The following is a 23,168-nucleotide window of genomic DNA, read 5'->3' as shown; positions in this document are numbered from 1 at the left end:
TGAAGGTTTTCAGGCTGCCAAATACATGCTCAATTCCGATTCTTCTTTTATTGATTTCCTGATTATAGATTTTCAATTCAGGATCCAATTTACAGTGTCTTTTGGCTTTTAATGGCAACAGGCTATTCGGATACAACACATAAATCCCCTGATAGCCTTTATCTGCAAGGATAAAAGCCCCAAAAGGAATCTGGTTTAAATTCCGTTTGAACAACTCGAAATCATGCACTGCACCGCGACTGGTACATAAACTCAGAATCTGCTGAGTTTTGTAGTGAATCATGGCCTGTACTTTAAAGGTATCGGTCTTTTTCTTGCCGCTATAGCTTTTCTTCTGTTTTTTTAGGCCTTTGGATTGGAATTTCCGTGGCATCCACGATCACAACATTCCAGTCGATGCCTTCGCCCTCGGGTAAATCTTTGGGTAAATTAAACAGATTGGACCGAATCAGGCAGTCTTCAACATGACGGACAATTCTTGAGGCTGTGGGCTCTGAAATCCCGTAACTCGTCGCAACGTGAAATAAGGTTCGGTATTCCCGCCAATAGCTCAGACAGAGCAGAACCTGATCCTCCAGGCTTAACTTGGGCGGTCTGCCTTTGGCAGAGACATGCTTCTGCAATTGCTCAACCATCAAATAGAAAGTTGACCATGAGATGCCTGTGTATCGCTTGAACTGAGGATCAGAAAGCTTGTTTGAATCGATGTATTTCATCCGCAGATTATGCACGAATGCCAAGAAATCCGGAGTGCAAATATTAACCAAAAAGAAGATCATTTTTTGATTTATGAAAGAGATCTAATACTAATTTGAGAGTTTTTTATAGTATTTAGATTTTCTAATACGGGTAATTTCTTGTTAAAGCCCACCATATAGCTATGCTGCGCTAAACTCAGCATTTCCTTATCTTCCTCACTATTCCCATAAGCATAAATCGTCTCGTAATCTACAAGATTGATTGCTTCTAAAATCCGTAATTTCTTTTGCAGACAGCTACAGTCGGGTGTTAGATATTTTCCTGTCAATTTTCCATTTTTGATTTCCACTTTGGAACAGAGCAGCTCAATACTTAGAGTATTAGCAATCATTTCCAGATATAGATCAATGGTTGCTGAAACCAGTATAACTTTATGTCCTAACTTTTGATGCATTTTCAGCTGCTCAAACAGGGCAGGGTCAAGATTCCCTAAAATCTTATTCGCGTATTGCAATGCTAAAGGGTAAATTATTTTTACATCAGCATCTTTAAACATGGCTAAATAAAGCTTTGGTCGCATGCGATGAGCAGGATAGAGTTTGAGATAATAAGCAGTAATCCACGGCAAAATTTTCAGACCACGCCAAATAATATGTCGTTTTTTCAGGACAGAAAAAATAAACCCTGTAAAGCTGTCATGTGGATACAGGGTGCCATCAAAGTCAAATAAGGCTAGAGCTTGAGGTTTTTGATTTTGCGCATGCATGTTTGGTAACGGCCATCTACACGGCTAGCAAACCAGTTGGTATTGTAATCACGACTCAATTTTGGTCCAGAAATCACCACTTCAGGCATGATGGCATAAAAAGGTTCTTTACCCGTTTGTTCCTGATATAGTTTCGCTACACCACGATAGGTCATGGTGTCTTCAAAATCCTTTTCCTTTTCCTTCTTCAGGTCAGAACGGATCTGACGCTCAGTAATAATGAAATTATGCTTGGCAAATACATTGATTAATTCACGTTCAGACTGACTTTTCTGAGAGCGGATACTGCCATCTTTGCTATATAGCAAGAGATCGCCATCCAGATCCAGTTCGGCTTCAGTCAGGTCATTGAGCATGCTCTGGAAGGCAGCATTACGACTGGAATACATGCCTGAATTATAGTCGGCAAAACGATAGATCGGTTTATCATAATCTGCCGGATACATCATCAGACGATGAATACCATAATACAGACCACCATACTGACTATACAGATCGGTACGCAGTTCAGCAATATTGCCACCTTGACGCTTATGCTCCTTGGCATAGCTAATATGCACCTGCATCGAACCTAAAGTCGTAATCGGATTAAGCTTTTCGCCGATGTTTTGACCAAAGAGTTTGGCTGCACCCGTCAGCGCACTCACGTGATAATGTTTGGCCATATAGTCAAATATTTCACGATACAGTTCATCTAGTTCACGTTCAGTTTTAACCTTACGCATCTGGCTGAGATAGTTGTTATCCGGAGTGGGATGATTCTTCAGAACATCCTGGAAATATCCTGCAACTGTTCCACCGATACTTTCACCAAGTTTCTCGGTAAATTTTTCTTCCAGACGGCCTTGAACTTCTTTTACTGCTTTTTCGCCCAGACCAGCAACAGTTGGATTTGCGTGGAAATTAGATTCTTGATCCACCACTGCGACGATGGTACAGATATTCTGTTTAGTTTGGGGAATACCCAGTTGTTCGGTAATATCATAGATATCTTTAGCCCATGAATCACGATTGCTGACACGTGATGGAATCGCTTTAGGTATCTGGTCAGCTTCCATAGTTGGCTCATCAGAAGACCACCAGGAACCATTGCCACAGCCAGCGAGACTTAGGGATAAAGCAAGGACAGACCACGATTTAACAGTAAAAATTCGGTGAAGTGTGTTGTTCATGTTGTCTAAATCAGATTCCAGCAGATGAGCGATCAAGGCAGATGCAGTATACTATGCTCATCAACAAAGTGATGAATTTATATGTATATTGGTCCGTATCAACTATCAAATAATTTGATTGTTGCTCCCATGGCAGGTGTGACAGACCGTCCGTTCCGTACACTATGCAAATATTTTGGTGCAGGTCATGCTGTTAGTGAAATGATGACTTCAGACAAAACCCTGCGCATGAGTAAGAAAAGTTTGTACCGTGCTAATTTCGATGGCGAACTGGCGCCAATTTCTGCACAAATTGCCGGTTCAGATCCGCGTGATCTGGCAGAGGCGGCACGGTATCAGGTTGCGAACGGTGCACAAATTGTTGATATTAATATGGGTTGCCCAGCTAAAAAAGTCTGCAACAAGCTGGCTGGTTCGGCATTACTGCAAGATGAAGATCTGGTTGCACGTATTCTGGATGCCGTTGTTGCTGCAGTCGATGTCCCCGTGACTTTAAAAACCCGTCTGGGTTATTTAAATGGTCAGGAAAATATCATGCGTGTGGCCAAGCGGGCAGAAGAAGCCGGTATTGCGGCCTTGGCATTACATGGCCGTACTCGCGAAGATATGTATTTAAACACAGCGCGCTATTCACTGATTAAAGATGTGAAGGAGATATTGAATATTCCCGTGATTGCGAACGGAGATATCGACAGTCCAGAAAAGGCCAAATATGTACTGGATTATACTGGTGCCGATGCGGTGATGATTGGACGTGCAGCGCAGGGACGTCCATGGATTTTTCGTGAAATCGCACATTATTTAAAGACTGGAGAACAGCTGGCTGCACCAAGTATTGCCGAAGTTAAAGAGGTCTTACTGGGTCACTTGGCTGAACTGTATGAATTTTACGGTGAATATTCTGGCTGCCGAATTTCCCGTAAACATATTGCCTGGTATACCAAAGGTCTGCGTTCCAGTAATGAGTTTCGTCAAAATATGTATAAGGTGGAAAGTACCGCAGATCAATATAAAGTGGTAGAAGACTATTTCAATAACCTGCTGGAGTATGGTCAGATCATGAGTGATGTGCAGGTCGAGCAGGTGAATCTTCTGGAAACAACCTGATTTTCCACATTACCTGAAATGAATTCCTTCTTAAGGTACTGTCGTTTAAACAGTACCTTTTTTATATCTATGTTATGCAATACAGTAGGCGTTTACATGATGGAAAACCTGTACAGAGTTAAGTACTAACTTCACTAAAACCGGACAGGACTTGGACAGTATTAACCTGAATTTTCTCTATGATAAGGGACATATACAAGATGAATTCCAATTTTGTCTAAATAAAATCAAGGGAGAATCAGAATGACAAATATTAATCGTCCAGTTTCAGAGATTAATCCGACTACTCAAACCGATCTGGTTGAGGACAATAACGCAATAAAACATGAAGAAGTTGTGAAAATGGATCCTTCAATCGCACAAGGTACTGATCCTAATTTAAATCCAGTAGATACTATAAGAACCCTTGATCCAGATGAGAAAGAGGCTAAAACTGGAGATCAGGCATTGGCAACCGGTGCCGGAAGTGTGGGTGGAGCGGCCATTGGCGCAACACTTGGTATGGTGGGTGGACCAGGAGGCTCCTTGATTGGCGGAGTCGTTGGCGGCGTACTTGGCGGAATCGCAGGTAAGGATATTTCAACACCAGATCATCCAGACCATGGTATTGAAAATTCCAGTCTATTAGGAGACCATGACAAGTACTGGCGCGAAGAGTATCAGAGCAGACCTTATTATAGTGAAAGCCGCAATGTGCATGGGGATCTGGACTATGATCGTGATTATCGCAGGGCTTACCAACTCGGTTATGAAAACCGTGAACATTATAGTGGTAAAGAATTTAATGAAGCTGAACCTGACTTGCGAAGCAAATGGGAGCAATTCAAAGGTGAATCTCGTTTGACCTGGGAACAGGCTAAATATGCAGTCAAAGATGCATGGGATCGCACAACTCGCTAAACCACATTTTTAGATAAAACCTCTCTACTTCGGAGAGGTTTTTTATTGTTCTATAAATACAAATCTAACCTTTATTTGCTTTACAGCATTAGTCTGAATCCTTTAAATTAAGACTAGCTATTTTTAATACGTCTATTATATCCGAGGTATCTGACAGTCATCATTGAAAATGGGTAAGTGGATAATGTATTTAAAACGACTATTCATGAATAAATACAAAATTGAGGATTTCAAAAAATTATAATTATCTGGTTATAAAAACTATACTTATTTGATGTTTATTCATGCAATTTAGACATGTCTGTTACATCCGTAGTCTACAGGTACATAGCGTAGTATATATTCACTGAAACCGGACAGGACTTGGACAGTGTTAACCTGAATTTTCTCTATTATAAATAAATCAAAGACAAGATGAGATTTCCATCTTGGCTATAAAAGATCAAGGGAGATTTAGAATGACAAATACCAATCGACCAGTTTCAGATATTAACCCAGCTTCACATCGTGATTTGTCTCAAGAACGGACTGATGTATTAAGAGATGATGAAGCATTGAAAAGCAGCCCAACCACTTCAGGCAGTGCACGCCCAGATTTAAATTTACCAGATACCAAAAGCCATCGTGTCCCCGATATGAATGAAGCGGGTGATCATCCTGTGGCTACCAGTGCTGGAACGTTGGGCGGCGCTGCAGCAGGTGCGGCGATTGGAGCAGTTGGTGGTCCTGCAGGTGCAGTCGTCGGCGGCCTTGTTGGGGGAGTAGTAGGTGGCCTAGCTGGAAATGAAATGGCAGAATCAGCACGACCTACGCTAGATACACCAGAAGGTATTGCACTTTCAGGTTCAGAAAATTTACAGGACGATGATCACTACTGGCGTGAACAGCATCATCAGACGCCTTATTATAGTGAAAGCCGTAATGTTTATGGTGATCTAGACTATGATCGGGATTATCGTAGCGCATATCGCCTCGGTTATGAAAACCGTGAATATTACAATGGTAAAGAATTTAATGAAGCTGAACCTGATTTGCGTACCAAATGGGAACAGGTTAAAGGTGATTCCCGTCTCAATTGGGAAGAAGCCAAATTTGCAGTGAAAGATGCATGGCATCGTGCGACTCGCTGACTTCTATTTCTCATAAAAAAACCTCTCAATATTGAGAGGTTTTTTTATTTTAATGAGAAGAAAAACTACTTATTCTCGATGTTTAATCTCCAGAACCAGCTGGTTAACCAGGTCTGAAGCTTCCATTTCGCGTGTTTGTGCAGCATTTGAGCCAGCCCAGAAAGCGCCATAGCCATGATCGCCATGTTGAACGGCTGCTGCATGTAATTGCTTGGCCAGGTCATAAGTATATGGATAGGCTGGCACATCCAGGCGATCTGGGGTGTCGATATCAGTATGCCAGTGATTGATAATGCCACGCGCAGGACGACCAGAAATACTTGCAGTCACTTGAGTCAATGGCTTGGATAGCAAGGCTTTACGATAGGCTTCATTGGCATTAGAGGTTTTGCACTGTACAAATGCCGTTCCCAGCTGAACGGCTTCAGCACCAAACTCCAGCATCTGTCGTGCCTGATAGCCGTCCATAATACCCCCAGCGGCTACAATGGGCAGGGAGCAATACTGTTTAATCAGCTTGATTAAATTCGAAGTTTTGACTGAGGCATCAAATTTGGTGCTGAAAATTCCACGGTGCCCACCGGCTTCAATACCTTGAGCAATCAGCACATCAATGCCAGCAGCCTCGATCGCACGTGCTTCAGCCAGATTGGTCGCAGAAACCATGGTGATAATTCCAGCCTCTTTAAGTGCTTGAACCTGATAAGAATGCGGAATACCGAAGTGAAAACTCACCGCTTTTGGACGTGTTTCCAGAACCAGATTCAGGAAATCATCATTGTCCCTAAAGCTTGGATAAATGCATTTCAAGGTTTTGGGTGGTTCTATACCAAACTGGGCAAATTTATCCTTGAACTGATCAATCCAGGCTTGAGCGACAGTGTCATCTAAATCTTCAGTTTTATGGCAGAAGAAATTGACCTGAAAGGGCTGATCGGTCAGTTCCTGAGTTTTAAGAATCTGTTCACGCGCAGACTGTACGCTACTGGCACCTAATCCTAATGAACCCAAAGCACACTGATTAGAGACTTCAGCAGCCAGCTCAGGTGTGGAGACACCGGCCATGGGTGCTAACAGAATTGGGTGTTTAATGCCTAATTTTTCCAATAAAGACATGGCTTTGCTCCTTGTTATCACCTTACTGTGCCTTCGCCTTGAAAATTAAGCAAATCATATTGGTTATTTTATTTTGAAATATTCGACTATAGTTACATAAGCATTACATTTTCGGCGACACTCATTGTCGCTGTCCTGATCGATTGCATAGTAGGTGAAATTCTGCAGTTTTATAATGCTGTTTTAGTTAAATTTTACTGAACTCATGTCTGATCGTATACGTGAAAAACTACAGATTCTCGCTGATGCTGCCAAATATGATGTGTCCTGTTCATCTAGCGGCAGTAATCGAAAGAATAAAGATAAAGGTCTAGGCAATACTGGCAACGGGATCTGTCATAGCTATACTGAAGATGGCCGTTGTGTTTCCTTGCTAAAAATCCTGTTTTCCAATGTCTGTATTTATGACTGCTCGTACTGCGTTTCACGCCGTTCCAATGATGTAAAACGGGCCGCTTTTACCGTGCAGGAAGTGGTTGATCTGACCATGAACTTCTATCGTCGTAATTATATTGAAGGGCTGTTCTTGAGTTCAGGTATCTTTAAGTCTGCCGATTACACCATGGAGCGTATGCTGCAGGTAGTCAAGAAACTGCGGCTGGAAGAAAACTTTAACGGTTATATTCACCTTAAGACCATTCCGGGAGCTTCGCAGGAAATTATTACTGAAGCAGGTCTGTATGTGGACCGGATGAGTATCAATCTGGAAATGCCAACAGAAGATGGGTTACGAAAATTTGCCCCAGAGAAAACTCATGCTGAAGTACAGAAAGATCTGGGCATTGTGCGTGATCGTCTGATTCAGATGAAAGACGAAAGTAAAATTATCAAGGCTGTACCCAAATTTGTACCGGCAGGCCAGACTACACAAATGGTGGTTGGGGCGCATAATGAAACGGATCGCGATGTCATTCTGATGGCGGATCGGCATTACAAGGAATTTAAGCTAAAGCGTGTGTATTTTTCCGGTTATATCCCGATTAATGCTGAAGAAAAAGCACTACCGGCCGTGGGTTCAGCGCCACCATTATTACGTGAAAACCGGCTGTATCAATCTGACTGGTTAATGCGTTTTTATGGTTTTGATGCTGAAGAAATTGTCGATGACCAGCATCCGAATCTGGAACTGGATATTGATCCAAAGCTCAGCTGGGCATTGCGTCATCCGGAAGCCTTTCCAGTCGATCTTAACCGAGCCGAATATAAAATGATTCTGCGAGTACCGGGAATCGGAGTGCGTTCCGCCAAGAAAATCGTTCAGGCGCGCCGTTTTGGTCAGATTCATATTGATCAGCTGAAACGTATGGGGGTGGCTTATAACCGTGCGCAGCATTTTATCCACTGCGCCGATACACCAAAATTTAAAAAAGAACAGCAGTCACAACAGATTCGGCAGCAGATATTGCAATCGGGTTATTCAAAATATCAGCAGCAACTTTCACCACAACTGGGATTAGGGTTCTGATGGCCTGTTACTGTTTTGATGGCACGATGACAGGACTATTGAGCTGTGTATTTCGTGCTTTTGAATTTCGTGAATTTGAGGTCAGAATTACTGCCAATCCGCATGCACAAAATGGTCTGTTTGATGATTTTATTCATGTGGCGTCTAATGATGTGCATGGCCAGCGTGTCTGGCAAGGCTTAAAGCAGAAAGTCGGTTCAGGCAGCTTGAGGGCTTTTTACTATACCTTCTTGGCGGAGCAAGAACAGGCTTTCCAGGTCCTGTTTGACTTTGCAGTATATGTCTTTCAGAGTCAGCGTCCAGTAGATCAAGACTATGGTCATGCTGCGGTATTGGGCATGTCACAATGGGCAAAACAGGTTGGACGTGAAAAGCACCGGATGGAAGCTTTTGTGCGTTTCAAAAAATGTCAGGATGGTTTGTTCTTAAGTTTGATCAAGCCAGATTTTAATGTGCTACCGATTATTAGCAAACACTTCAAGGAACGTTACCAGGATCAGACCTGGCTGATTTATGATGAACAGCGCAAATATGGTATCTACTATGATTTAAAAAATTTACATCAGGTAGAAATGAATGCAGTACAGATAGATCCACGAGTCCGGCTTGGACATAGTCAGTCTTTCAGCGTTGAACTGGATGATGAGGAATTACTCTATGACCAGCTTTGGAAAGACTATTTTCATAGTGTGAATATTCAGGCACGTAAGAATATGAAGCTGCATATTCAATATGTACCTAAACGCTATTGGCGATATATGAATGAAAAAGCACTTTGAAACACATGCTTCAGGATTTTCAGGCATAATCAGAGCGCTATTGTTTTTTTGATTGAGTGATGTGTTTATGAAGGTATGGCTGAGTACATTGGCGCTAGGCTTGACGTTGACTGCATGTTCGCAAGAACCCGAAAAGGTTGAGGTCGACCCCGCTCAGTATCAGGTTAAAAATACTCAGGAATTACAGCAACGCTTTGATATCCTCAATCAAAAACTGGCAACTGACTTTAGCCAGTTTAAGAAAGTCGAAAGTATTGCCTTTGCGCATCAGTTCCCTTTAGATGTAAATAACCTGAGAACCTTGAATCAGCATCTGGTCGCAAGCACAGCACTTAAGTCCAGTAAAATGGCCTATTGCGATATGATGAATGGCTATTTTGCCGAGATGTATCGATTGGGGCATTACAATCTTAATTTAGTGAATGATATTCAGCTGCCAAATGCAGAAAAAGAAGATCTTAAAGCGAATTTCTCAACGGCTGATCAGTTCTATACCTTTATTCTGGATCGCTATACCAGCTATCGTCAGGTACAACAAACCATGAACTATGGTTGTAATCTAAAAGCGGCACTATAAATTTTTAAAATTATTCAGTGCATAAAAGAAGCCCATCATCAGATGGGCTTCTTTATGCTGGAGTATTAACAGCCGGTCAGTTTTTCTGGCTGAGGTTTTTCGCCCGGGAAGAAAATCGGACGGAGTTTTACCCCAATACCATTCCCCACAAAGGCAAATACCAGCCATAACCAGCCATGTACACTGCCTGAAGCAATACCACTGAAATATGCGCCAATGTTACAGCCATAAGCCAAACGTGCGCCGTAGCCAAGCATCAAGCCACCAATGACTGCTGCCAGTAATGAACGTTTTGGAATATTGAAATTCGGTGCAAATTTACCTGCCAGACTTGCAGCAAGGAGGGCGCCAAGCATGATGCCAAAGTTCATCATCGACGTGATGTCAAACCACAGTGATTCTGATAATGCTTTAGCATTGCCTGGTTGTTGCCAATATGCCCAAGAAGCAACATCTACACCTACGAAACTTGCCGATTTCGCTGCCCAAACGGCAAGGGCAGAAGTTACCCCCCATGGACGTCCAGCCAGTGCCAAAGTCGCAAAGTTAAGCAGGGTTAAAATGATACCGCCCCAGATCAATGGCCATGGTCCACGAAGAAAGCGTTTCCAACCTTGATACTGGCTTTGTGGTTCAGCTTCCAGACTGCCATGGCGTTTCTTTTCGAGGAACACAGTCGCAGCGGCAATAACTGCAAATACCAGAAAACTGAGTAACAGGGCAGGTACTACCCCGAAACTTTTCACAATCGAAATGGGTGCCAGATGTGGCAGATTAAACCACCAGTCGAGATGAGACGTTGCAATCAGCGAACCGGCACAGAAGAAGAACAGAGTCACCAGCATACGCGCACTACCACCACCAACGGTATAGAGCGTACCTGATGCACAGCCGCCACCGAGCTGCATACCAATACCGAAAATAAAGGCACCAATCATGACTGACATGGAAACGGGATTAACATTACCTTTGACAGGATTACCGAACAGCTCACCGGCACCAAGGGCGGGAAAGAAAAGCAATACTGCCAGAGCGAGCATAATCATTTGCGCGCGTAACCCACGACCGCGACGTTCCTTGATAAACACACGCCAGCTAGAAGTGAAACCAAAAGAGGCATGGTACAGGGTCATGCCCAAGGCACCACCGACCAGGAATAAAAGCGCCTGATTCAGCCCTACGATTTGATAGGCACCGACTGTACCTAAAGCAAGTAAAATAAATGATACCCAAACCGATATATTAGATCGGTTTGAGGATGCAGCAATCACTGACATAGGGGAGATAAAATATCAAAAAATAAAGTGTGCCATTTTACAGGCCTGTTTTTTCAGAGCGAGTCCAAAACCTAGAATTTACATTCCAATATCTGATTCCTCATATCAATTTAGCTTATATGGCGTTAGGTCAGATTGATGTGAAAGAGCGAGATATTCCAGTAAAGGAACAACATGGCAGCGATAGCAAAAAAGGGAATATATTAACTGGCACTTAGCTTTAACGTCTTGGTAAAGTAAGCTGGTAATCGCGTCTAAAATTGCCAGTGAAAACATACCTACCATTATTGCGGCAGCTGAGATCAGTTGCTTAAGCCTGAGCAAGATTTAAGACGTGGGAAATAATGTTCGTACAGAAAAGACAAGGGTAGCTGGTCTGCTAGTTTTTAATGATTTAGCGGTGGTATTGGCATGAACACTGATCTCATCCCAAGCACGGGCCAAGGCTCCAATGCATGATGATCCAGCTATATTGCAATCTCACGCCAGTTCTTGAGTAACTACGTATAATATAAATCCAGATCAATTGGCTGAGTTCGGCTTCAGGATTCACTTTTCCAGGTATCAAATCTGAAAGATAGGTGAGAGAATAAAAAAGCCTGCAAAATGCAGGCTTTTTAAAGCACTGGGGGCTTGAAAAAGAATCAAGTAACCAGAATTAATTTTCAGCTTCTTGGCGTACTTTTGCTGCGCCTTCTTCAACTGAACCTGCAACAGAGGCTGTTGCATCTTTGGCTGCTTCTTTAGCACGTTGGGCTGCAGCTTCAGCACTTGCGGCTGCTCTATCTGTTGCTTCCGCCGTATTTGCTGCTGCATTATCCAGAGCTTGGTCGGTTTCAGCTGCAGCTTCGCGGCTCGCATCTTCCATATCATGACCTGCCTGTTCCGCAGCATTCTCCAGGTGCTCACCTGTACTTGCGCCAGTTTCAGGTTGTTTCTCCTTGCTACAGCCTACAAGTGCCACAGTTGTCGCCAAACCTAAAGCGATAAGAAGTTTATTCATTGTGTTATATCCTTTTGTTGTCATAGATCATTGATATAAAAATATTATCGGAATCACGTGCTTCAGAATGCTACAAAATGTGGCGTTCATGTAAATTTTGTCAACCGTTTTATAAACTATTGAAAACAAAAAAGCCTGCTCGAAGGCAGGCTTTTTAAGCAAGAAAAATTACAGTCCAGCAGAAGCACGTAATGCTTCAACCTTATCTGTTTTTTCCCAGGTAAACGCAGTATCTGAACCTTCACGACCGAAGTGACCATAAGCTGCTGTTTGCTTATACATCGGCTGGATCAGGTTTAGCATACGGGTAATACCATATGGACGCAGATCGAAGTGCTCACGAACCAATTGAACGATCAACTCGTCAGATACTTTACCGGTATTAAAGGTATTGATTGAAATAGAGGTTGGCTCAGCCACACCAATTGCATAAGACACCTGAATTTCACATTTATCAGCAAGTCCAGCAGCAACGATATTTTTCGCTACATAACGACCTGCATAAGCAGCAGAACGGTCAACTTTCGATGGATCTTTACCAGAGAATGCACCACCACCATGACGCGCCATACCACCGTAAGTATCTACAATAATTTTACGGCCAGTCAGACCACAGTCACCTACAGGACCACCGATTACGAACATACCGGTCGGGTTGATGTGGAATTTGGTTTCTGCATGGAACATTTCAGCTGGAATGATTTTCTTCACGATTTCTTCAATCACAGCTTCTTTTAGGTTCGCTTGTGAAATTTCAGGATCATGTTGAGTTGAAAGGACCACTGCATCTAAACGTACCGGCATGCCATTTTCATAAGCGAAAGTTACCTGGCTTTTCGCATCTGGGCGTAACCATGGCAATGAGCCATTACGACGTAATTCAGCCTGCTTTTCCATTAGGCGGTGCGCATAAGAAATTGGCGCAGGCATTAATACGTCAGTTTCACGGCTGGCATAACCAAACATCAGGCCCTGGTCACCGGCACCTTGATCTTCTGGCTTTTGACGGTCTACACCCTGAGCAATTTCAGGAGATTGTTTACCGATCATGTTGATCACGGCACAGGTTGAACCATCAAAGCCAAGATCAGAATGATGATAACCAATGCCATTTACGGTTTGACGTACGATCGCTTCAAAGTCGACGTTTGCAGTTGTTGTGATTTCACCGGCAAGTACAACCGCACCCGTTTTTACAAGCGTTTCACAAGCAACCCGCGCATATGGGTCTTCTTTTAAGATTGCATCCAAAATGGCATCACTGATTTGGTCAGCCATTTTATCTGGATGGCCTTCGCTTACAGATTCCGAGGTAAATACAGCGTACTCGCGCATAAGTCCTATCACAGTTAAATTTAAAGACCCGATATGTTACATCGTGTTGCGTCGAAGGACTAGGTTTGAACGGTAAAATTGGCTGAAATTGTTTCAATTTAATTTGTTTTTATTTGAATACTGGTATTTGAAAAACTGATATACCGCTTATATCAGTGGCTTTTGCTTATGTTTTGCTCAAGAAAAATCTGGCAGCTTTTTTTGGTCATTTTTTGTAGCAGCAGAGCTAGGCTTCTTATACCTTAGATCAATTTTTCCAAAGAAGCAGCAATCTTATTGTTTGAAAATGCATTTTACTGTCGCAAACCACTCCATCAATCGTGATGATTTAAGCTAAGGTTAATGAGCTAAAAACTTTATTAATCTGATCGGCGCATAATATATAGAAGAATTGCATCAAGAATTTATCTAAAATTTATAAAATTTCATTAGATGTATAAGCCTACAGACTAGGCCTTATTTACTGAAAACGAAGAAGAGGGCAAAAGGTAAAATACAGCAGCGAGCTTTAGTTTATTTTTAGTCCTGCCGATGAGAGAAATAATTTGAATCAATAAAAGTTATATATGTATATTTAAGTGACTGACATTTTCAAGCGAATAATAAAAATTTGATAGAAGGGAACTCGCTTGTAAAACATAAGAAAATTAGGGTTTTTATTGTGATGAAAATTGAGTATTAACCGGTGCCTGTACTTAAAAGTGTAGATTAAATGTACGTTGACCAATCTAAACAACAATAAACTGATAAATATTGTTGGTTAGTCTTTACCCCTCGCTGTTTTTTTAAGACAATAGACAGCAGTTTTGAAAGTCTTTTCATCATTTCCTATTTCTGAATATTTTGGACTCTGATTTATGACAACCCCGCTTAATGAACGTCGTATTGCAAACGCAATTCGTGTATTGGCAATGGATGCTGTGCAAAAAGCAAACTCAGGACATCCAGGTGCTCCAATGGGGATGGCAGATATCGCTGATGTGGTTTGGCGTGAATTCATGAACCATAACCCGACCAACCCGAATTGGGCAAACCGTGACCGTTTTGTATTGTCAAATGGCCATGGCTCTATGCTTCAATATGCGCTTCTTCATTTAACGGGCTACGATCTTTCGATTGAGGATCTTAAAGCATTCCGTCAACTTCATTCTAAAACACCTGGCCACCCGGAATTGGGTTATGCACCAGGGATTGAAACGACGACTGGTCCTTTAGGTCAAGGCATCGCGAATGCTGTTGGTTTTGCACTGGCTGAAAAAACCCTAGCTGCACAATTTAACAAAGACGACATCCAAGTTGTAGATCACTTCACTTACTGCTTCCTTGGCGATGGCTGTTTGATGGAAGGTGTTTCTCACGAAGCATGTTCTTTGGCAGGAACATTGGGTCTAGGCAAACTGATTGCTTACTATGATGACAATGGCATCTCGATTGATGGCGAAGTGGAAGGCTGGTTCTCTGACGATACAGAACAACGTTTCCTGGCATACGGCTGGCAAGTGATTAAAGTTGATGGCCACGATGCAGATGCAATCCGTCAGGCAACTTTAGAAGCTAAAGCTGAAACTGCTAAACCAACCATCATTATTTGTAAAACTGTGATTGGTCTGGGTTCACCAAACAAGCAAGGTAAAGAAGACAGTCATGGTGCACCACTCGGTCATGACGAAATCGTCTTGACTCGTGAAGCACTAGGCTGGACTGATGAAGCATTTGTAATTCCTGAAGATGTTTACGCAGCTTGGGATGCGAAAGCTAAAGGTGCTGAATCAGAAGCAGCTTGGAACGAAACATTTGCTGCTTATGCTGCAAAATATCCAACTGAAGCAGCTGAGCTTAAACGTCGTTTATCTGGTGAATTACCGGCTGACTTCGTTGCAAAAGCGAATGCTTATATTGCAGAAGTGAATGCCAAAGCTGAAACGATCGCAACGCGTAAAGCGAGCCAAAATGCATTGCAAGCACTTGTTCCATTATTGCCAGAAGTTCTAGGTGGTTCTGCGGACCTTGCAGGTTCTAACCTGACCCTTTGGAAAGGCGCGCAAGGCGTACAGGACAATCCGGCAGGTAACTACGTACACTATGGCGTACGTGAGTTTGGTATGACTGCAATTGCCAATGGTGTAGCACTACACGGTGGTTTCATTCCGTATGTAGCAACATTCCTGATGTTTATGGAATATGCACGTAATGCAGTGCGTATGTCTGCTCTAATGAAACAGCGCGTAATTCATGTTTATACGCATGACTCAATCGGTCTAGGTGAAGATGGTCCAACACACCAACCGGTTGAACAAATCGCATCTTTACGTGGTACACCGAACCTGAATACATGGCGCCCATGTGACACTGTTGAAGCCGCGATTTCCTGGAAATCAGCTTTAATGCGTTCAGAAGGCCCAACGGCATTAATCTTCTCTCGTCAAAACTTGCCATTCCAGACCCGTACTCAAGCACAAATCGAGAACGCTGCGAAAGGTGGTTATGTACTGGCTGAAGAAAAAGGCGAATTGAAAGCGATCATTATTGCAACGGGTTCAGAAGTATCTCTGGCAATGGAAGCGTATGCACAACTTGAAGGTGTACGTGTCGTCTCTATGCCATGTGCTGAAGAATTCATGAAGCAAGATGCTGCTTACCGTGAAGCAGTTCTCCCTGCAGCGATTCGTGCACGTGTAGCGGTAGAAGCTGCACATGTGGATTACTGGTGGAAATTTGTAGGTCTTGACGGTCGTGTGATTGGTATGACTACTTATGGTGAATCTGCACCTGCGAAAGATCTGTTCCAGTTCTTCGGTATTACCACTGAAGCAGTTGTAGCAGCTGTAAAAGAGATTACTGCTTAATCAACTGATTAAACAGTTTTTAAAGGACGCCCCAGTTTTGGGGCGTCTTTTGTTTTTTCACTTTTTAGTGTTGTTTTCATGTGGCAACCGCTAAAAAGTTCTCCCATAGTCGAAATGAAAGAGTGAGATGAACATGAGCTTGTATGAACAAATTAACGATGAAATTACTTTAATGGATGCAGGCGAACAGAAATGGATCGGGCAGGATCTGCCTCTTGAAGCAATGATGGCAGTTGAGCTGTTACTTCAGGATCTGGCGGCTGAAAAAATTATTAAAGTGCGTCGTAAGAACCATGAAAAACATTCTGGTTTAAAGCAGATTGACCGTATTCTGGTGGAAAAGCTTTAAAGTTGAAGACTTAAATAGCCCCACATGGGGCTTTTTTTGTACCAAAATAATCATCTGTATGAGTCATAGATATATTTTAAAAAATTGGTGTAAGTAAAAATAAAAAATATCTTATCTTAATCATCAAAATAGCCTAAGCTAATTGAATCTATTTGAAATAGAAGAATCGTATAAAAATGATGATACAAGACCAGATTCAAATTGAGCCTCTAGAAAATATTACACAGCAGGAGTGGTTGCCATTATGGTTGGATTACCAGAATTTTTATCAGACTCAGCTCAGTGAAGAGGTAGATCAGCATACCTGGCAAAGGCTTACTGATCTAGCATTCGGCAATATGTATGGATTCGCAGCGATTCTGAATCAGCAGGTTATCGGCATTGTACATGTCATTCAACATGACAGCTGCTGGACTTTAACGCCGTATGCCTATTTGCAAGATCTTTATACGCATATTGATTTTCGAGGGCGGGGTGTGGCACGAGCCTTGATTGAGAAAGTATATGTAGATGCCAAACAGCGTGGATGTGATCGAGTGTATTGGTTAACTCATGAGAGCAATCGACAAGCACAGCAGCTTTATGATCAGGTTGCCAAGAAAACCGGTTTCATCCAATACCGAATGGATTAATAGTAGAAATTTAAAAAATAACTTACAAATTTATCGTTTCATCGCTGCAACAAAACGTTTTATCTTTAGGGCTGTAAATATTTCTGAATTCTATACACTTGAAAACATCCAAAACGAGAGATAAAAACATGAATTTCAAAACATTAGTATTAGGCTTAGCGGTTTCATCGGTAGCAACATTTTCTATGGCGAAGCCGGTTGCGTATACCATTGATCCAGGCCATACCGCGACCGTATTTAGTTGGAGTCACTTTGGTTTCTCGACACCATCTGCGAACTTTAGTGATATTCAGGGCACGATTACGGTTGATAATGAAAAGCCTGCTAACTCATCAGTGAATGTAACTATTCCGGTATCGAGTATTAATACCAATGTTAAGGCACTGGATGAGCATATTCAAAAAGCAGAATTCTTTGATGTAGAGAAATATCCAAACATTACGTTTAAAAGTACCAAGGTTCAGGCTTTAGGTAAAAACAAATATAAAATCACTGGTGATTTGACTATAAAAGGTGTAACCAAGCCAGTTGTGCTGGATGCAGTGTTAAATAAACAGGCTATTCATCCAATGACAAAACTGCAAACAATTGGCTTCAATGCGACTACATCATTTAACCGTTCAGCTTTCAATGTGGGCGCATATGTGCCAAATGTCGGTGATAAAATTACTGTAAACATTACCACCGAAGCATCTGTACCCGCTGCGAAAAAATAACAAAAGACAAATTTAAAAAGCACCCTGTTGGGTGCTTTTTTATGGATGAAAATTAAGCTTTGCTAGAAATTAGTAGATAGCTAATCTGAATAAATATCTTTTATCATCCACTTAATTTGAAGAATAAAAATTAGCTGGTTTGAATGTGCTTGAGAAATTCTTGAAGAATGGACACCGATACAGCTTCTAAAGCAGCAGCATATTGCTGATTGTCGGCACGTAAGGCTGCAATGTCGATATTCGCATGACGCAGCTCACAGGTATGGCCAATCAGCCATTTCTCCAGACGCTCAGCTTCCACTTCAGCATGAAATTGCAGTGCCAGAATATTGCTGCCAATCCGGAAAGCCTGATTTGGATAGACCGCAGAACTTGCCAGAAGCTCAGCCTCTGTGGGCAGGTCGAACGTATCTCCATGCCAATGTAATACTTCAAGATTTTCCAGATTTTTTAGTGGATTATTCTCTACAGATGCAAGGCTAAGCTTGGACCAACCAATCTCTTTGCTATGACCTGCATACACTTTTGCTCCTAATGCATGCGCAATAAGCTGTGCACCTAAACAAATTCCTAAAGTCGGCAAATTTTGCTGTAAACGAACTTTCAGTAAGTCTATTTCCTGTTGTAAGAAAGGATAGTCTTCAGTTTCATAAACGCCGATTGGACCACCTAAAATCACCGTCAGACCTGTATGTTCAAATGCCTGGGTCAGGTCATCGACCCCTGCTTCAAAATAACGTACGCGTAGGCCGAGCCGATACAAAGTATCTTCCCACGCGCCCAGGTCTTCAAAGGCAAGATGCTGGATGGCATAGACCGTGTCTGGAAATTCGTCAAAATTAAGCATGATGGTGACTGATCAAAGAAATGATTTAATTTAACGTGAATCATATGACTTGGAAAGCTGAATTCAGCTCAATGAGCTCCTCCATTTAGCAGTGGATTGGTTGCAATTGCTTAAACTCTGTAAAGATACTCCGCTATTGTTCACTTCAGTTTGGGTATAACTTGGAACTTGATGACCGTATGCAATCCCATAGTTTTATATACTGATAACAACTCCATTAGGGGAGCCATGCTATGCAAAGTCTAAGCCTTTATATTGATCGTAAAAGATTAAGTCCCTATGCCATGTCGGTTTTTGTGGCCCTGAGAGAAAAAAATGTCGATTTTAAAGAGATTAAAATCGATCTGGATAAGGATGAAAATAAAACAGATACCTATCTAAGAATCTGTAAAACCGGAAAAATTCCCTGCTTATCTGTGGATGGCTGGTCAATTTTTGAATCCATGGCAATCACTGAGTTTCTAGACGAGCTTTTTCCAGCACCTGATTATCCGGCTCTTTATCCGGCAGATATTCGGGCGCGTGCTAAATGTCGGGCGGTTCAGGCATTGCTTAAATCTGATTTTAGTCTGATATGTCAAAATATGCCTTCAACAGGTATCTTTCAGCCATTACCAGAACCCTATGTTCCAGACCGGCATACCCAAATGGAAATTGATCGATTAACCAGAGTAAGTGAGGCTTTGATTGGCGATCAATGGTTAAGTTCACAATGGAGTATTGCAGATTTTGATTTAGCCTTCATGCTACATCGATTATTGAGTTTTAAAGTTCCTATTTCTGAAAAACTTTATAGTTATGTCATGCGGAATTTTCAGCGAGAATCTGTACATGTCTGGTTTAAACTAAGAGAACTGGAACGAGGTACATGGGATCCATCACCATTTGATGTGCCGTGAGTTGAGAAAAGCATTCAAGGTTGATGGATTTTAGTCATGATTTAATTGTTTAAATAACTCCTGAATTGAGCAGAAATCAGGAGTTATTTATTCATGGGGATCTTTAGGATATTATTTTAATAAATCTAACAGGGCATCCGCCGTTGCTGCAGATGATGCTGGATTTTGTCCGGTGACCAGTAAGCCATCCTGCTGCACATGGACTTGCCAATCATCAGCTTTGGAATAGTTCCCGCCATTTTCCTTCAGTATATCTTCGACCAGGAATGGAACGATATTGGTCAGGCCTACACCCTCTTCTTCGGTATTACTAAAACCAGTCACTGATTTGCCTGACACAATTGAGTGGCCTTCACTATCTTTTACCTTTTTCAGTACTCCCGGCGCATGACAGACCAGTGCGACAGGCTTATTGGATTGCAAGGTTTCTTCAATTAAATGGATTGAAGTGTAGTCATTGGCTAAATCCCATAACGGACCATGCCCACCTGGATAGAATACGGCATCAAACTCATCTGTATTTACTTCGCTTAATTTATGGGTATTGGCTAAAGCACGCATGGCAGTTTCATCTGCTTCAAAACGTCTGGTTGCTTCAGTTTGGGCATCTTCAGCACTGCTTTTAGGATCAAGCGGCGGGTGACCACCTTGGGGGGAGGCTAAAGTGATTTCGGCTCCCGCATCAATGAATCGATAATATGGTGCAGCCAGTTCCTCTAGCCAGAAACCGGTTTTTTCGCCTGTGTCACCAAGTTGATCATGTGAGGTCAGAACAATCAAAATTTTCATATGTTTACCTAAGATTATGTCAGATTTAAAATTTAATAAGTAAAATTATTGGATAGATGGATAGGAGAAAAATTGCCATCGTTAAACTGGAAACTTAAATTTAAAACAGCTTGGATTTGATATTTTGTGGCAATTCTTAAAACAAATGTTTTGGAAAACATCATTACGATTGATCAGAACTTTTCTTTTTCTTTCCGCCACCATCCTGTTTATTGACTGTAGACCAAGCAATACGTTCAGCTTCTTCTGCAGAACGTCCTTGTTCTTTCTCACTTTCTTCAATGTGTTTAGCTTGCCGTTTCTGTTTTTCCGTATAGGCAGATTTATCACCTCTAAGCATAGTCTGATCCTCACATGCGGTCTGATATGGGAATGACTATAACAAGGACTTGATTTAGGCAAAGTAAGCTTCTGTCAGGATTTGTTTGAATTGTTTTATAGGTCATTAGATGACTGGAACGTTTATATCTAACTTATTTTTAGTTCTAAAGAGAAGTCAATTTTAAAATCTTAATTTTGAACAGGATAATGACCCCAGAGCCATTATCCTAAAGCTTTTATTTAGCCATTAACAATGCTGCCACCATTTACGTGGATCACCTGACCCGAGATATAGCTGGCTTCTTCACTAGCCAGAAATAAATAGGCTGGAGCGACTTCACTTGGCTGTCCCATGCGGCCCATCGGTGTCTGTTTACCAAACTCTTTTAAGGTTTCTTCATCAAAACTACTTGGAATAAGTGGGGTCCAGATCGGGCCGGGTGCAACCCCATTAACACGAATACCTGTCTTGTTTTTCAGCAAATTGGTCGAAAGACTACGGGTAAACGTGGTAATTGCACCCTTAGTGCTGGAGTAGTCGATCAGTTCATCATGTCCGTGATAGCTGGTAATACTGGTGGTATTAATAATACTGTCACCTGCCTGCATATGTGGGAGAACCGCCTGAGTTAAATGAAACATACTCAGAATATTGGTGTTAAAAGTTTGATATAGCTGTTCAGGAGAGATATCGGTAATACTTTTCTGCGGATATTGTACTCCTGCATTATTTACCAGAATATTAATTGTCTTGAATTCCTGAATAGTCTGTTTCACCAGATCTTGAATTTCTTCTGGTTGCTGCAAGTCACATTTGATCAGTAGACAGCGCTGTCCTTCTGCTTCAACCATTTTCTTTGTATCTTTTGCATCCTGATCTTCGTCCAGATAGCAAATCGCGATATCCGCTCCTTCACGGGCAAACAGGACAGATACCGAACGGCCAATCCCACTATCTCCACCGGTAATAAGAGCAACTTTGCCTTTCAATTTCTCGCTACCTTTATAGTGAGGTTTAATGATCTCTGGCTCTGGGTTCATTGCAGTCTGAACACCAGGCTGATGGTCTTGTGTTTCGGTTGAATTTGGGGTTTCAGGATAATTATTCATATATTTTCAGGTCCATTGTTGAGTGTAATGACAGAAAAATATATTAGGGAGATTTTTCAGAAATAGGCTAAGACCTGACATTTCATAACAGAATCTATGCAGGAGATTGCATTTGTTGAATTAGGTTTACATTTGAAGATTTACATAAATATATTTAAGGTAAATTAAATATTTTAATGTTTAATTTACTATATTGAATTAAATTTTAAGATTATCTTAAGATAATAAATGGATTTAGACTTAAGTCTATTATTTTTATTAAAATAAAGATCTTTATATAAATAAAAGATAATAATTATTAATTTTTTATAATTTAGTAAAATTGGAATGGGTAAAATCATAATGATTTCATGTTGTTAAGTTAAATCAATTGGGATTATTAATTTAATTTGTAAGATAATTTTGGAAAAATTAAATACTTGAAAAATAAATAAAATAAACGTTTAATTAATTCTGATTATTTTGGTTGGTTTTTTTTAGGGGCTCCTATGCAGGTTCAAGTTATTGCAAAAGAAAATGGTAGTAATAATTAGATCTCTTTCATAAATCAAAAAACGATCTTCTTTTTGGTTAATATTTGCACTCCGGATTTCTTGGCATTCGTGCATAATCTGCGGATGAAATACATCGATTCAAACAAGCTTTCTGATCCTCAGTTCAAGCGATACACAGGCATCTCATGGTCAACTTTCTATTTGATGGTTGAGCAATTGCAGAAGCATGTCTCTGCCAAAGGCAGACCGCCCAAGTTAAGCCTGGAGGATCAGGTTCTGCTCTGTCTGAGCTATTGGCGGGAATACCGAACCTTATTTCATGTCGCGACGAGTTACGGGGTTTCAGAGCCCACAGCCTCAAGAATTGTCCGTCATGTTGAAGACTGCCTGATTCGGTCCAATCTGTTTAATTTACCCAAAGATTTACCCGAGGGCGAAGGCATCGACTGGAATGTTGTGATCTTGGATGCCACGGAAATTCCAATCCAAAGGCCTAAAAAAACAGAAGAAAAGCTATAGCGGCAAGAAAAAGACCCATACCTTTAAAGTACAGGCCATGATTCACTACAAAACTCAGCAAATTCTGAGTTTATGTACCAGTCGCGGTGCAGTGCATGATTTCGAGTTGTTCAAACGCAATTTAAACCAGATTCCTTTTGGGGCTTTTATCCTTGCATATAAAGGCTATCAGGGGATTTATGTGTTGTATCCGAATAGCCTGTTGCCATTAAAAGCCAAAAGACACTGTAAATTGGATCCTGAATTGAAAATCTATAATCAGGAAATCAATAAAAGAAGAATCGGAATTGAGCATGTATTTGGCAGCCTGAAAACCTTCA

The 23,168-nt window shown here is 41.5% G+C and carries 25 protein-coding genes; 13 read left to right on the top strand and 12 right to left on the bottom strand.

From position 1 onward, the window contains the following. The 4 genes from ACS72_RS12025 to ACS72_RS12015 all read right to left on the bottom strand — a co-directional run. A partial coding sequence (locus ACS72_RS12025) for a transposase (protein WP_048881518.1) occupies window positions 1-373 on the bottom strand: 373 nt, incomplete at its 3' end. Further along, window positions 321-716 carry a transposase family protein gene (locus tag ACS72_RS17550; RefSeq protein WP_081405806.1) on the bottom strand — a complete coding sequence of 132 codons (396 nt, stop codon included), beginning with the start codon at window positions 714-716 and terminating at the stop codon, window positions 321-323. The genes ACS72_RS12025 and ACS72_RS17550, both read right to left, overlap by 53 nt. Before the next feature lie 71 nt (window positions 717-787). Further along, a complete protein-coding gene (locus ACS72_RS12020; RefSeq protein ID WP_048882270.1) occupies window positions 788-1,465 on the bottom strand; it encodes an HAD-IB family phosphatase in 678 nt (225 codons plus the stop codon). After that, window positions 1,432-2,637 (bottom strand): DUF1615 family protein, encoded by a 1,206-nt coding sequence (locus ACS72_RS12015; protein WP_026056709.1) that lies wholly within the window; start codon window positions 2,635-2,637, stop codon window positions 1,432-1,434. The genes ACS72_RS12020 and ACS72_RS12015 overlap by 34 nt, the downstream gene beginning before the upstream one ends. A gap of 81 nt (window positions 2,638-2,718) precedes the next feature. On the opposite strand from ACS72_RS12015, the gene dusB reads away from it, so the two are divergent. The 3 genes from dusB (at window position 2,719) to ACS72_RS12000 (ending at window position 5,774) form a co-directional block, all read left to right on the top strand. Then, complete coding sequence (gene dusB / locus ACS72_RS12010; protein WP_005221697.1) at window positions 2,719-3,744, top strand: tRNA dihydrouridine synthase DusB; 1,026 nt, start codon at window positions 2,719-2,721, stop codon at window positions 3,742-3,744. Window positions 3,745-3,987: 243 nt separating this feature from the next. Continuing rightward, window positions 3,988-4,644: a glycine zipper gene (locus ACS72_RS12005; RefSeq protein WP_048882269.1), complete on the top strand. Its 657-nt coding sequence runs from the start codon at window positions 3,988-3,990 to the stop codon at window positions 4,642-4,644. 458 nt (window positions 4,645-5,102) lie between these two features. Then, window positions 5,103-5,774 carry a glycine zipper gene (locus tag ACS72_RS12000; protein ID WP_048882268.1) on the top strand — a complete coding sequence of 224 codons (672 nt, stop codon included), beginning with the start codon at window positions 5,103-5,105 and terminating at the stop codon, window positions 5,772-5,774. A 69-nt stretch (window positions 5,775-5,843) separates the two neighbouring features. Here the strand turns inward: ACS72_RS12000 and ACS72_RS11995 are convergent, their stop codons facing one another. Beyond that, window positions 5,844-6,890 carry a nitronate monooxygenase family protein gene (locus ACS72_RS11995; protein ID WP_048882267.1) on the bottom strand — a complete coding sequence of 349 codons (1,047 nt, stop codon included), beginning with the start codon at window positions 6,888-6,890 and terminating at the stop codon, window positions 5,844-5,846. A 205-nt stretch (window positions 6,891-7,095) separates the two neighbouring features. On the opposite strand from ACS72_RS11995, the gene ACS72_RS11990 reads away from it, so the two are divergent. The 3 genes from ACS72_RS11990 to ACS72_RS11980 all read left to right on the top strand — a co-directional run bounded on the left by ACS72_RS11990 (window position 7,096) and on the right by ACS72_RS11980 (window position 9,711). Then, the gene (locus ACS72_RS11990) at window positions 7,096-8,355 is read left to right on the top strand and encodes a putative DNA modification/repair radical SAM protein (RefSeq protein ID WP_048882266.1); all 1,260 of its coding nucleotides are present in this window, start codon (window positions 7,096-7,098) and stop codon (window positions 8,353-8,355) included. Next, window positions 8,355-9,134, top strand: coding sequence for a TIGR03915 family putative DNA repair protein (locus ACS72_RS11985; protein ID WP_048882265.1), 780 nt, complete (start codon window positions 8,355-8,357; stop codon window positions 9,132-9,134). Before ACS72_RS11990 ends, ACS72_RS11985 begins: the two co-directional genes overlap by 1 nt. Before the next feature lie 67 nt (window positions 9,135-9,201). Further along, a complete protein-coding gene (locus ACS72_RS11980) occupies window positions 9,202-9,711 on the top strand; it encodes a hypothetical protein (RefSeq protein WP_048882264.1) in 510 nt (169 codons plus the stop codon). A 65-nt stretch (window positions 9,712-9,776) separates the two neighbouring features. On the opposite strand, the gene ACS72_RS11975 is transcribed toward ACS72_RS11980, so the two are convergent. The 3 genes from ACS72_RS11975 to metK form a co-directional block, all read right to left on the bottom strand. Beyond that, window positions 9,777-10,988: a YeeE/YedE family protein gene (locus tag ACS72_RS11975; RefSeq protein ID WP_005221701.1), complete on the bottom strand. Its 1,212-nt coding sequence runs from the start codon at window positions 10,986-10,988 to the stop codon at window positions 9,777-9,779. A gap of 658 nt (window positions 10,989-11,646) precedes the next feature. After that, a complete protein-coding gene (locus tag ACS72_RS11970) occupies window positions 11,647-11,991 on the bottom strand; it encodes a hypothetical protein (protein WP_004894290.1) in 345 nt (114 codons plus the stop codon). 168 nt (window positions 11,992-12,159) lie between these two features. Further along, on the bottom strand, window positions 12,160-13,326 hold the full coding sequence (gene metK / locus ACS72_RS11965) for a methionine adenosyltransferase (RefSeq protein WP_004812553.1): 1,167 nt from the start codon (window positions 13,324-13,326) through the stop codon (window positions 12,160-12,162). 857 nt (window positions 13,327-14,183) lie between these two features. Here metK and tkt point away from each other — a divergent pair. From tkt to ACS72_RS11945, 4 genes are all read left to right on the top strand, one after another. Next, a complete protein-coding gene (gene tkt / locus ACS72_RS11960; protein WP_048882263.1) occupies window positions 14,184-16,172 on the top strand; it encodes a transketolase in 1,989 nt (662 codons plus the stop codon). Between the two features lie 133 nt (window positions 16,173-16,305). Further along, entirely contained in the window at window positions 16,306-16,521 is a 216-nt protein-coding gene (locus ACS72_RS11955; protein ID WP_004812556.1) for a hypothetical protein, read from the top strand. A gap of 176 nt (window positions 16,522-16,697) precedes the next feature. Beyond that, complete coding sequence (locus ACS72_RS11950; protein ID WP_048882262.1) at window positions 16,698-17,153, top strand: GNAT family N-acetyltransferase; 456 nt, start codon at window positions 16,698-16,700, stop codon at window positions 17,151-17,153. 128 nt (window positions 17,154-17,281) lie between these two features. Next, window positions 17,282-17,869: a YceI family protein gene (locus ACS72_RS11945; protein WP_048882261.1), complete on the top strand. Its 588-nt coding sequence runs from the start codon at window positions 17,282-17,284 to the stop codon at window positions 17,867-17,869. A gap of 130 nt (window positions 17,870-17,999) precedes the next feature. On the opposite strand, the gene ACS72_RS11940 is transcribed toward ACS72_RS11945, so the two are convergent. Beyond that, on the bottom strand, window positions 18,000-18,716 hold the full coding sequence (locus tag ACS72_RS11940) for a glutamine amidotransferase (RefSeq protein ID WP_048882260.1): 717 nt from the start codon (window positions 18,714-18,716) through the stop codon (window positions 18,000-18,002). 233 nt (window positions 18,717-18,949) lie between these two features. Here ACS72_RS11940 and yfcF point away from each other — a divergent pair, with 233 nt between their 5' ends. Then, window positions 18,950-19,615 (top strand): glutathione transferase, encoded by a 666-nt coding sequence (gene yfcF / locus ACS72_RS11935; protein ID WP_048882259.1) that lies wholly within the window; start codon window positions 18,950-18,952, stop codon window positions 19,613-19,615. Between the two features lie 111 nt (window positions 19,616-19,726). On the opposite strand, the gene ACS72_RS11930 is transcribed toward yfcF, so the two are convergent. The 3 genes from ACS72_RS11930 to ACS72_RS11920 form a co-directional block, all read right to left on the bottom strand. Next, a complete protein-coding gene (locus tag ACS72_RS11930) occupies window positions 19,727-20,404 on the bottom strand; it encodes a type 1 glutamine amidotransferase domain-containing protein (RefSeq protein ID WP_048882258.1) in 678 nt (225 codons plus the stop codon). A 163-nt stretch (window positions 20,405-20,567) separates the two neighbouring features. Beyond that, on the bottom strand, window positions 20,568-20,744 hold the full coding sequence (locus ACS72_RS18205) for a hypothetical protein (protein ID WP_048882257.1): 177 nt from the start codon (window positions 20,742-20,744) through the stop codon (window positions 20,568-20,570). A gap of 221 nt (window positions 20,745-20,965) precedes the next feature. Beyond that, window positions 20,966-21,835, bottom strand: coding sequence for an SDR family oxidoreductase (locus ACS72_RS11920; RefSeq protein ID WP_048882256.1), 870 nt, complete (start codon window positions 21,833-21,835; stop codon window positions 20,966-20,968). A 617-nt stretch (window positions 21,836-22,452) separates the two neighbouring features. On the opposite strand from ACS72_RS11920, the gene ACS72_RS17545 reads away from it, so the two are divergent. Together ACS72_RS17545 and ACS72_RS11915 are read left to right on the top strand one after the other, a co-directional pair. Then, entirely contained in the window at window positions 22,453-22,848 is a 396-nt protein-coding gene (locus ACS72_RS17545; RefSeq protein ID WP_081293445.1) for a transposase family protein, read from the top strand. Then, window positions 22,796-23,168 (top strand): transposase family protein (locus ACS72_RS11915; protein WP_048882255.1); only part of this gene is annotated, 373 nt, incomplete at its 3' end. The genes ACS72_RS17545 and ACS72_RS11915, both read left to right, overlap by 53 nt.

This window comes from Acinetobacter sp. VT 511 (assembly GCF_001077515.1).
GTDB lineage: Bacteria > Pseudomonadota > Gammaproteobacteria > Pseudomonadales > Moraxellaceae > Acinetobacter > Acinetobacter schindleri.
Note: the sequence above shows the minus strand (reverse complement) of the source record. Positions and strands in the feature narration are given on the sequence as shown.

Excerpts from the sequence above, each read along its gene's own strand:
- ACS72_RS12000 (WP_048882268.1), top strand. The coding sequence starts at position 5,103 with ATGACAAATACCAATCGACCAGTTTCAGATATTAACCCAGCTTCACAT.
- dusB (WP_005221697.1), top strand. The coding sequence starts at position 2,719 with ATGTATATTGGTCCGTATCAACTATCAAATAATTTGATTGTTGCTCCC.
- ACS72_RS11975 (WP_005221701.1), bottom strand. The coding sequence starts at position 10,988 with ATGTCAGTGATTGCTGCATCCTCAAACCGATCTAATATATCGGTTTGG.
- ACS72_RS11990 (WP_048882266.1), top strand. The coding sequence starts at position 7,096 with ATGTCTGATCGTATACGTGAAAAACTACAGATTCTCGCTGATGCTGCC.
- ACS72_RS11970 (WP_004894290.1), bottom strand. The coding sequence starts at position 11,991 with ATGAATAAACTTCTTATCGCTTTAGGTTTGGCGACAACTGTGGCACTT.
- ACS72_RS11980 (WP_048882264.1), top strand. The coding sequence starts at position 9,202 with ATGAAGGTATGGCTGAGTACATTGGCGCTAGGCTTGACGTTGACTGCA.
- ACS72_RS11950 (WP_048882262.1), top strand. The coding sequence starts at position 16,698 with ATGATGATACAAGACCAGATTCAAATTGAGCCTCTAGAAAATATTACA.
- ACS72_RS18205 (WP_048882257.1), bottom strand. The coding sequence starts at position 20,744 with ATGCTTAGAGGTGATAAATCTGCCTATACGGAAAAACAGAAACGGCAA.
- ACS72_RS17550 (WP_081405806.1), bottom strand. The coding sequence starts at position 716 with ATGAAATACATCGATTCAAACAAGCTTTCTGATCCTCAGTTCAAGCGA.
- ACS72_RS12015 (WP_026056709.1), bottom strand. The coding sequence starts at position 2,637 with ATGAACAACACACTTCACCGAATTTTTACTGTTAAATCGTGGTCTGTC.
- tkt (WP_048882263.1), top strand. The coding sequence starts at position 14,184 with ATGACAACCCCGCTTAATGAACGTCGTATTGCAAACGCAATTCGTGTA.
- ACS72_RS11995 (WP_048882267.1), bottom strand. The coding sequence starts at position 6,890 with ATGTCTTTATTGGAAAAATTAGGCATTAAACACCCAATTCTGTTAGCA.
- ACS72_RS12020 (WP_048882270.1), bottom strand. The coding sequence starts at position 1,465 with ATGCATGCGCAAAATCAAAAACCTCAAGCTCTAGCCTTATTTGACTTT.
- ACS72_RS11920 (WP_048882256.1), bottom strand. The coding sequence starts at position 21,835 with ATGAATAATTATCCTGAAACCCCAAATTCAACCGAAACACAAGACCAT.
- ACS72_RS11955 (WP_004812556.1), top strand. The coding sequence starts at position 16,306 with ATGAGCTTGTATGAACAAATTAACGATGAAATTACTTTAATGGATGCA.
- ACS72_RS11985 (WP_048882265.1), top strand. The coding sequence starts at position 8,355 with ATGGCCTGTTACTGTTTTGATGGCACGATGACAGGACTATTGAGCTGT.
- ACS72_RS11930 (WP_048882258.1), bottom strand. The coding sequence starts at position 20,404 with ATGAAAATTTTGATTGTTCTGACCTCACATGATCAACTTGGTGACACA.
- metK (WP_004812553.1), bottom strand. The coding sequence starts at position 13,326 with ATGCGCGAGTACGCTGTATTTACCTCGGAATCTGTAAGCGAAGGCCAT.
- ACS72_RS11940 (WP_048882260.1), bottom strand. The coding sequence starts at position 18,716 with ATGCTTAATTTTGACGAATTTCCAGACACGGTCTATGCCATCCAGCAT.
- ACS72_RS17545 (WP_081293445.1), top strand. The coding sequence starts at position 22,453 with ATGAAATACATCGATTCAAACAAGCTTTCTGATCCTCAGTTCAAGCGA.
- ACS72_RS12005 (WP_048882269.1), top strand. The coding sequence starts at position 3,988 with ATGACAAATATTAATCGTCCAGTTTCAGAGATTAATCCGACTACTCAA.
- yfcF (WP_048882259.1), top strand. The coding sequence starts at position 18,950 with ATGCAAAGTCTAAGCCTTTATATTGATCGTAAAAGATTAAGTCCCTAT.
- ACS72_RS11945 (WP_048882261.1), top strand. The coding sequence starts at position 17,282 with ATGAATTTCAAAACATTAGTATTAGGCTTAGCGGTTTCATCGGTAGCA.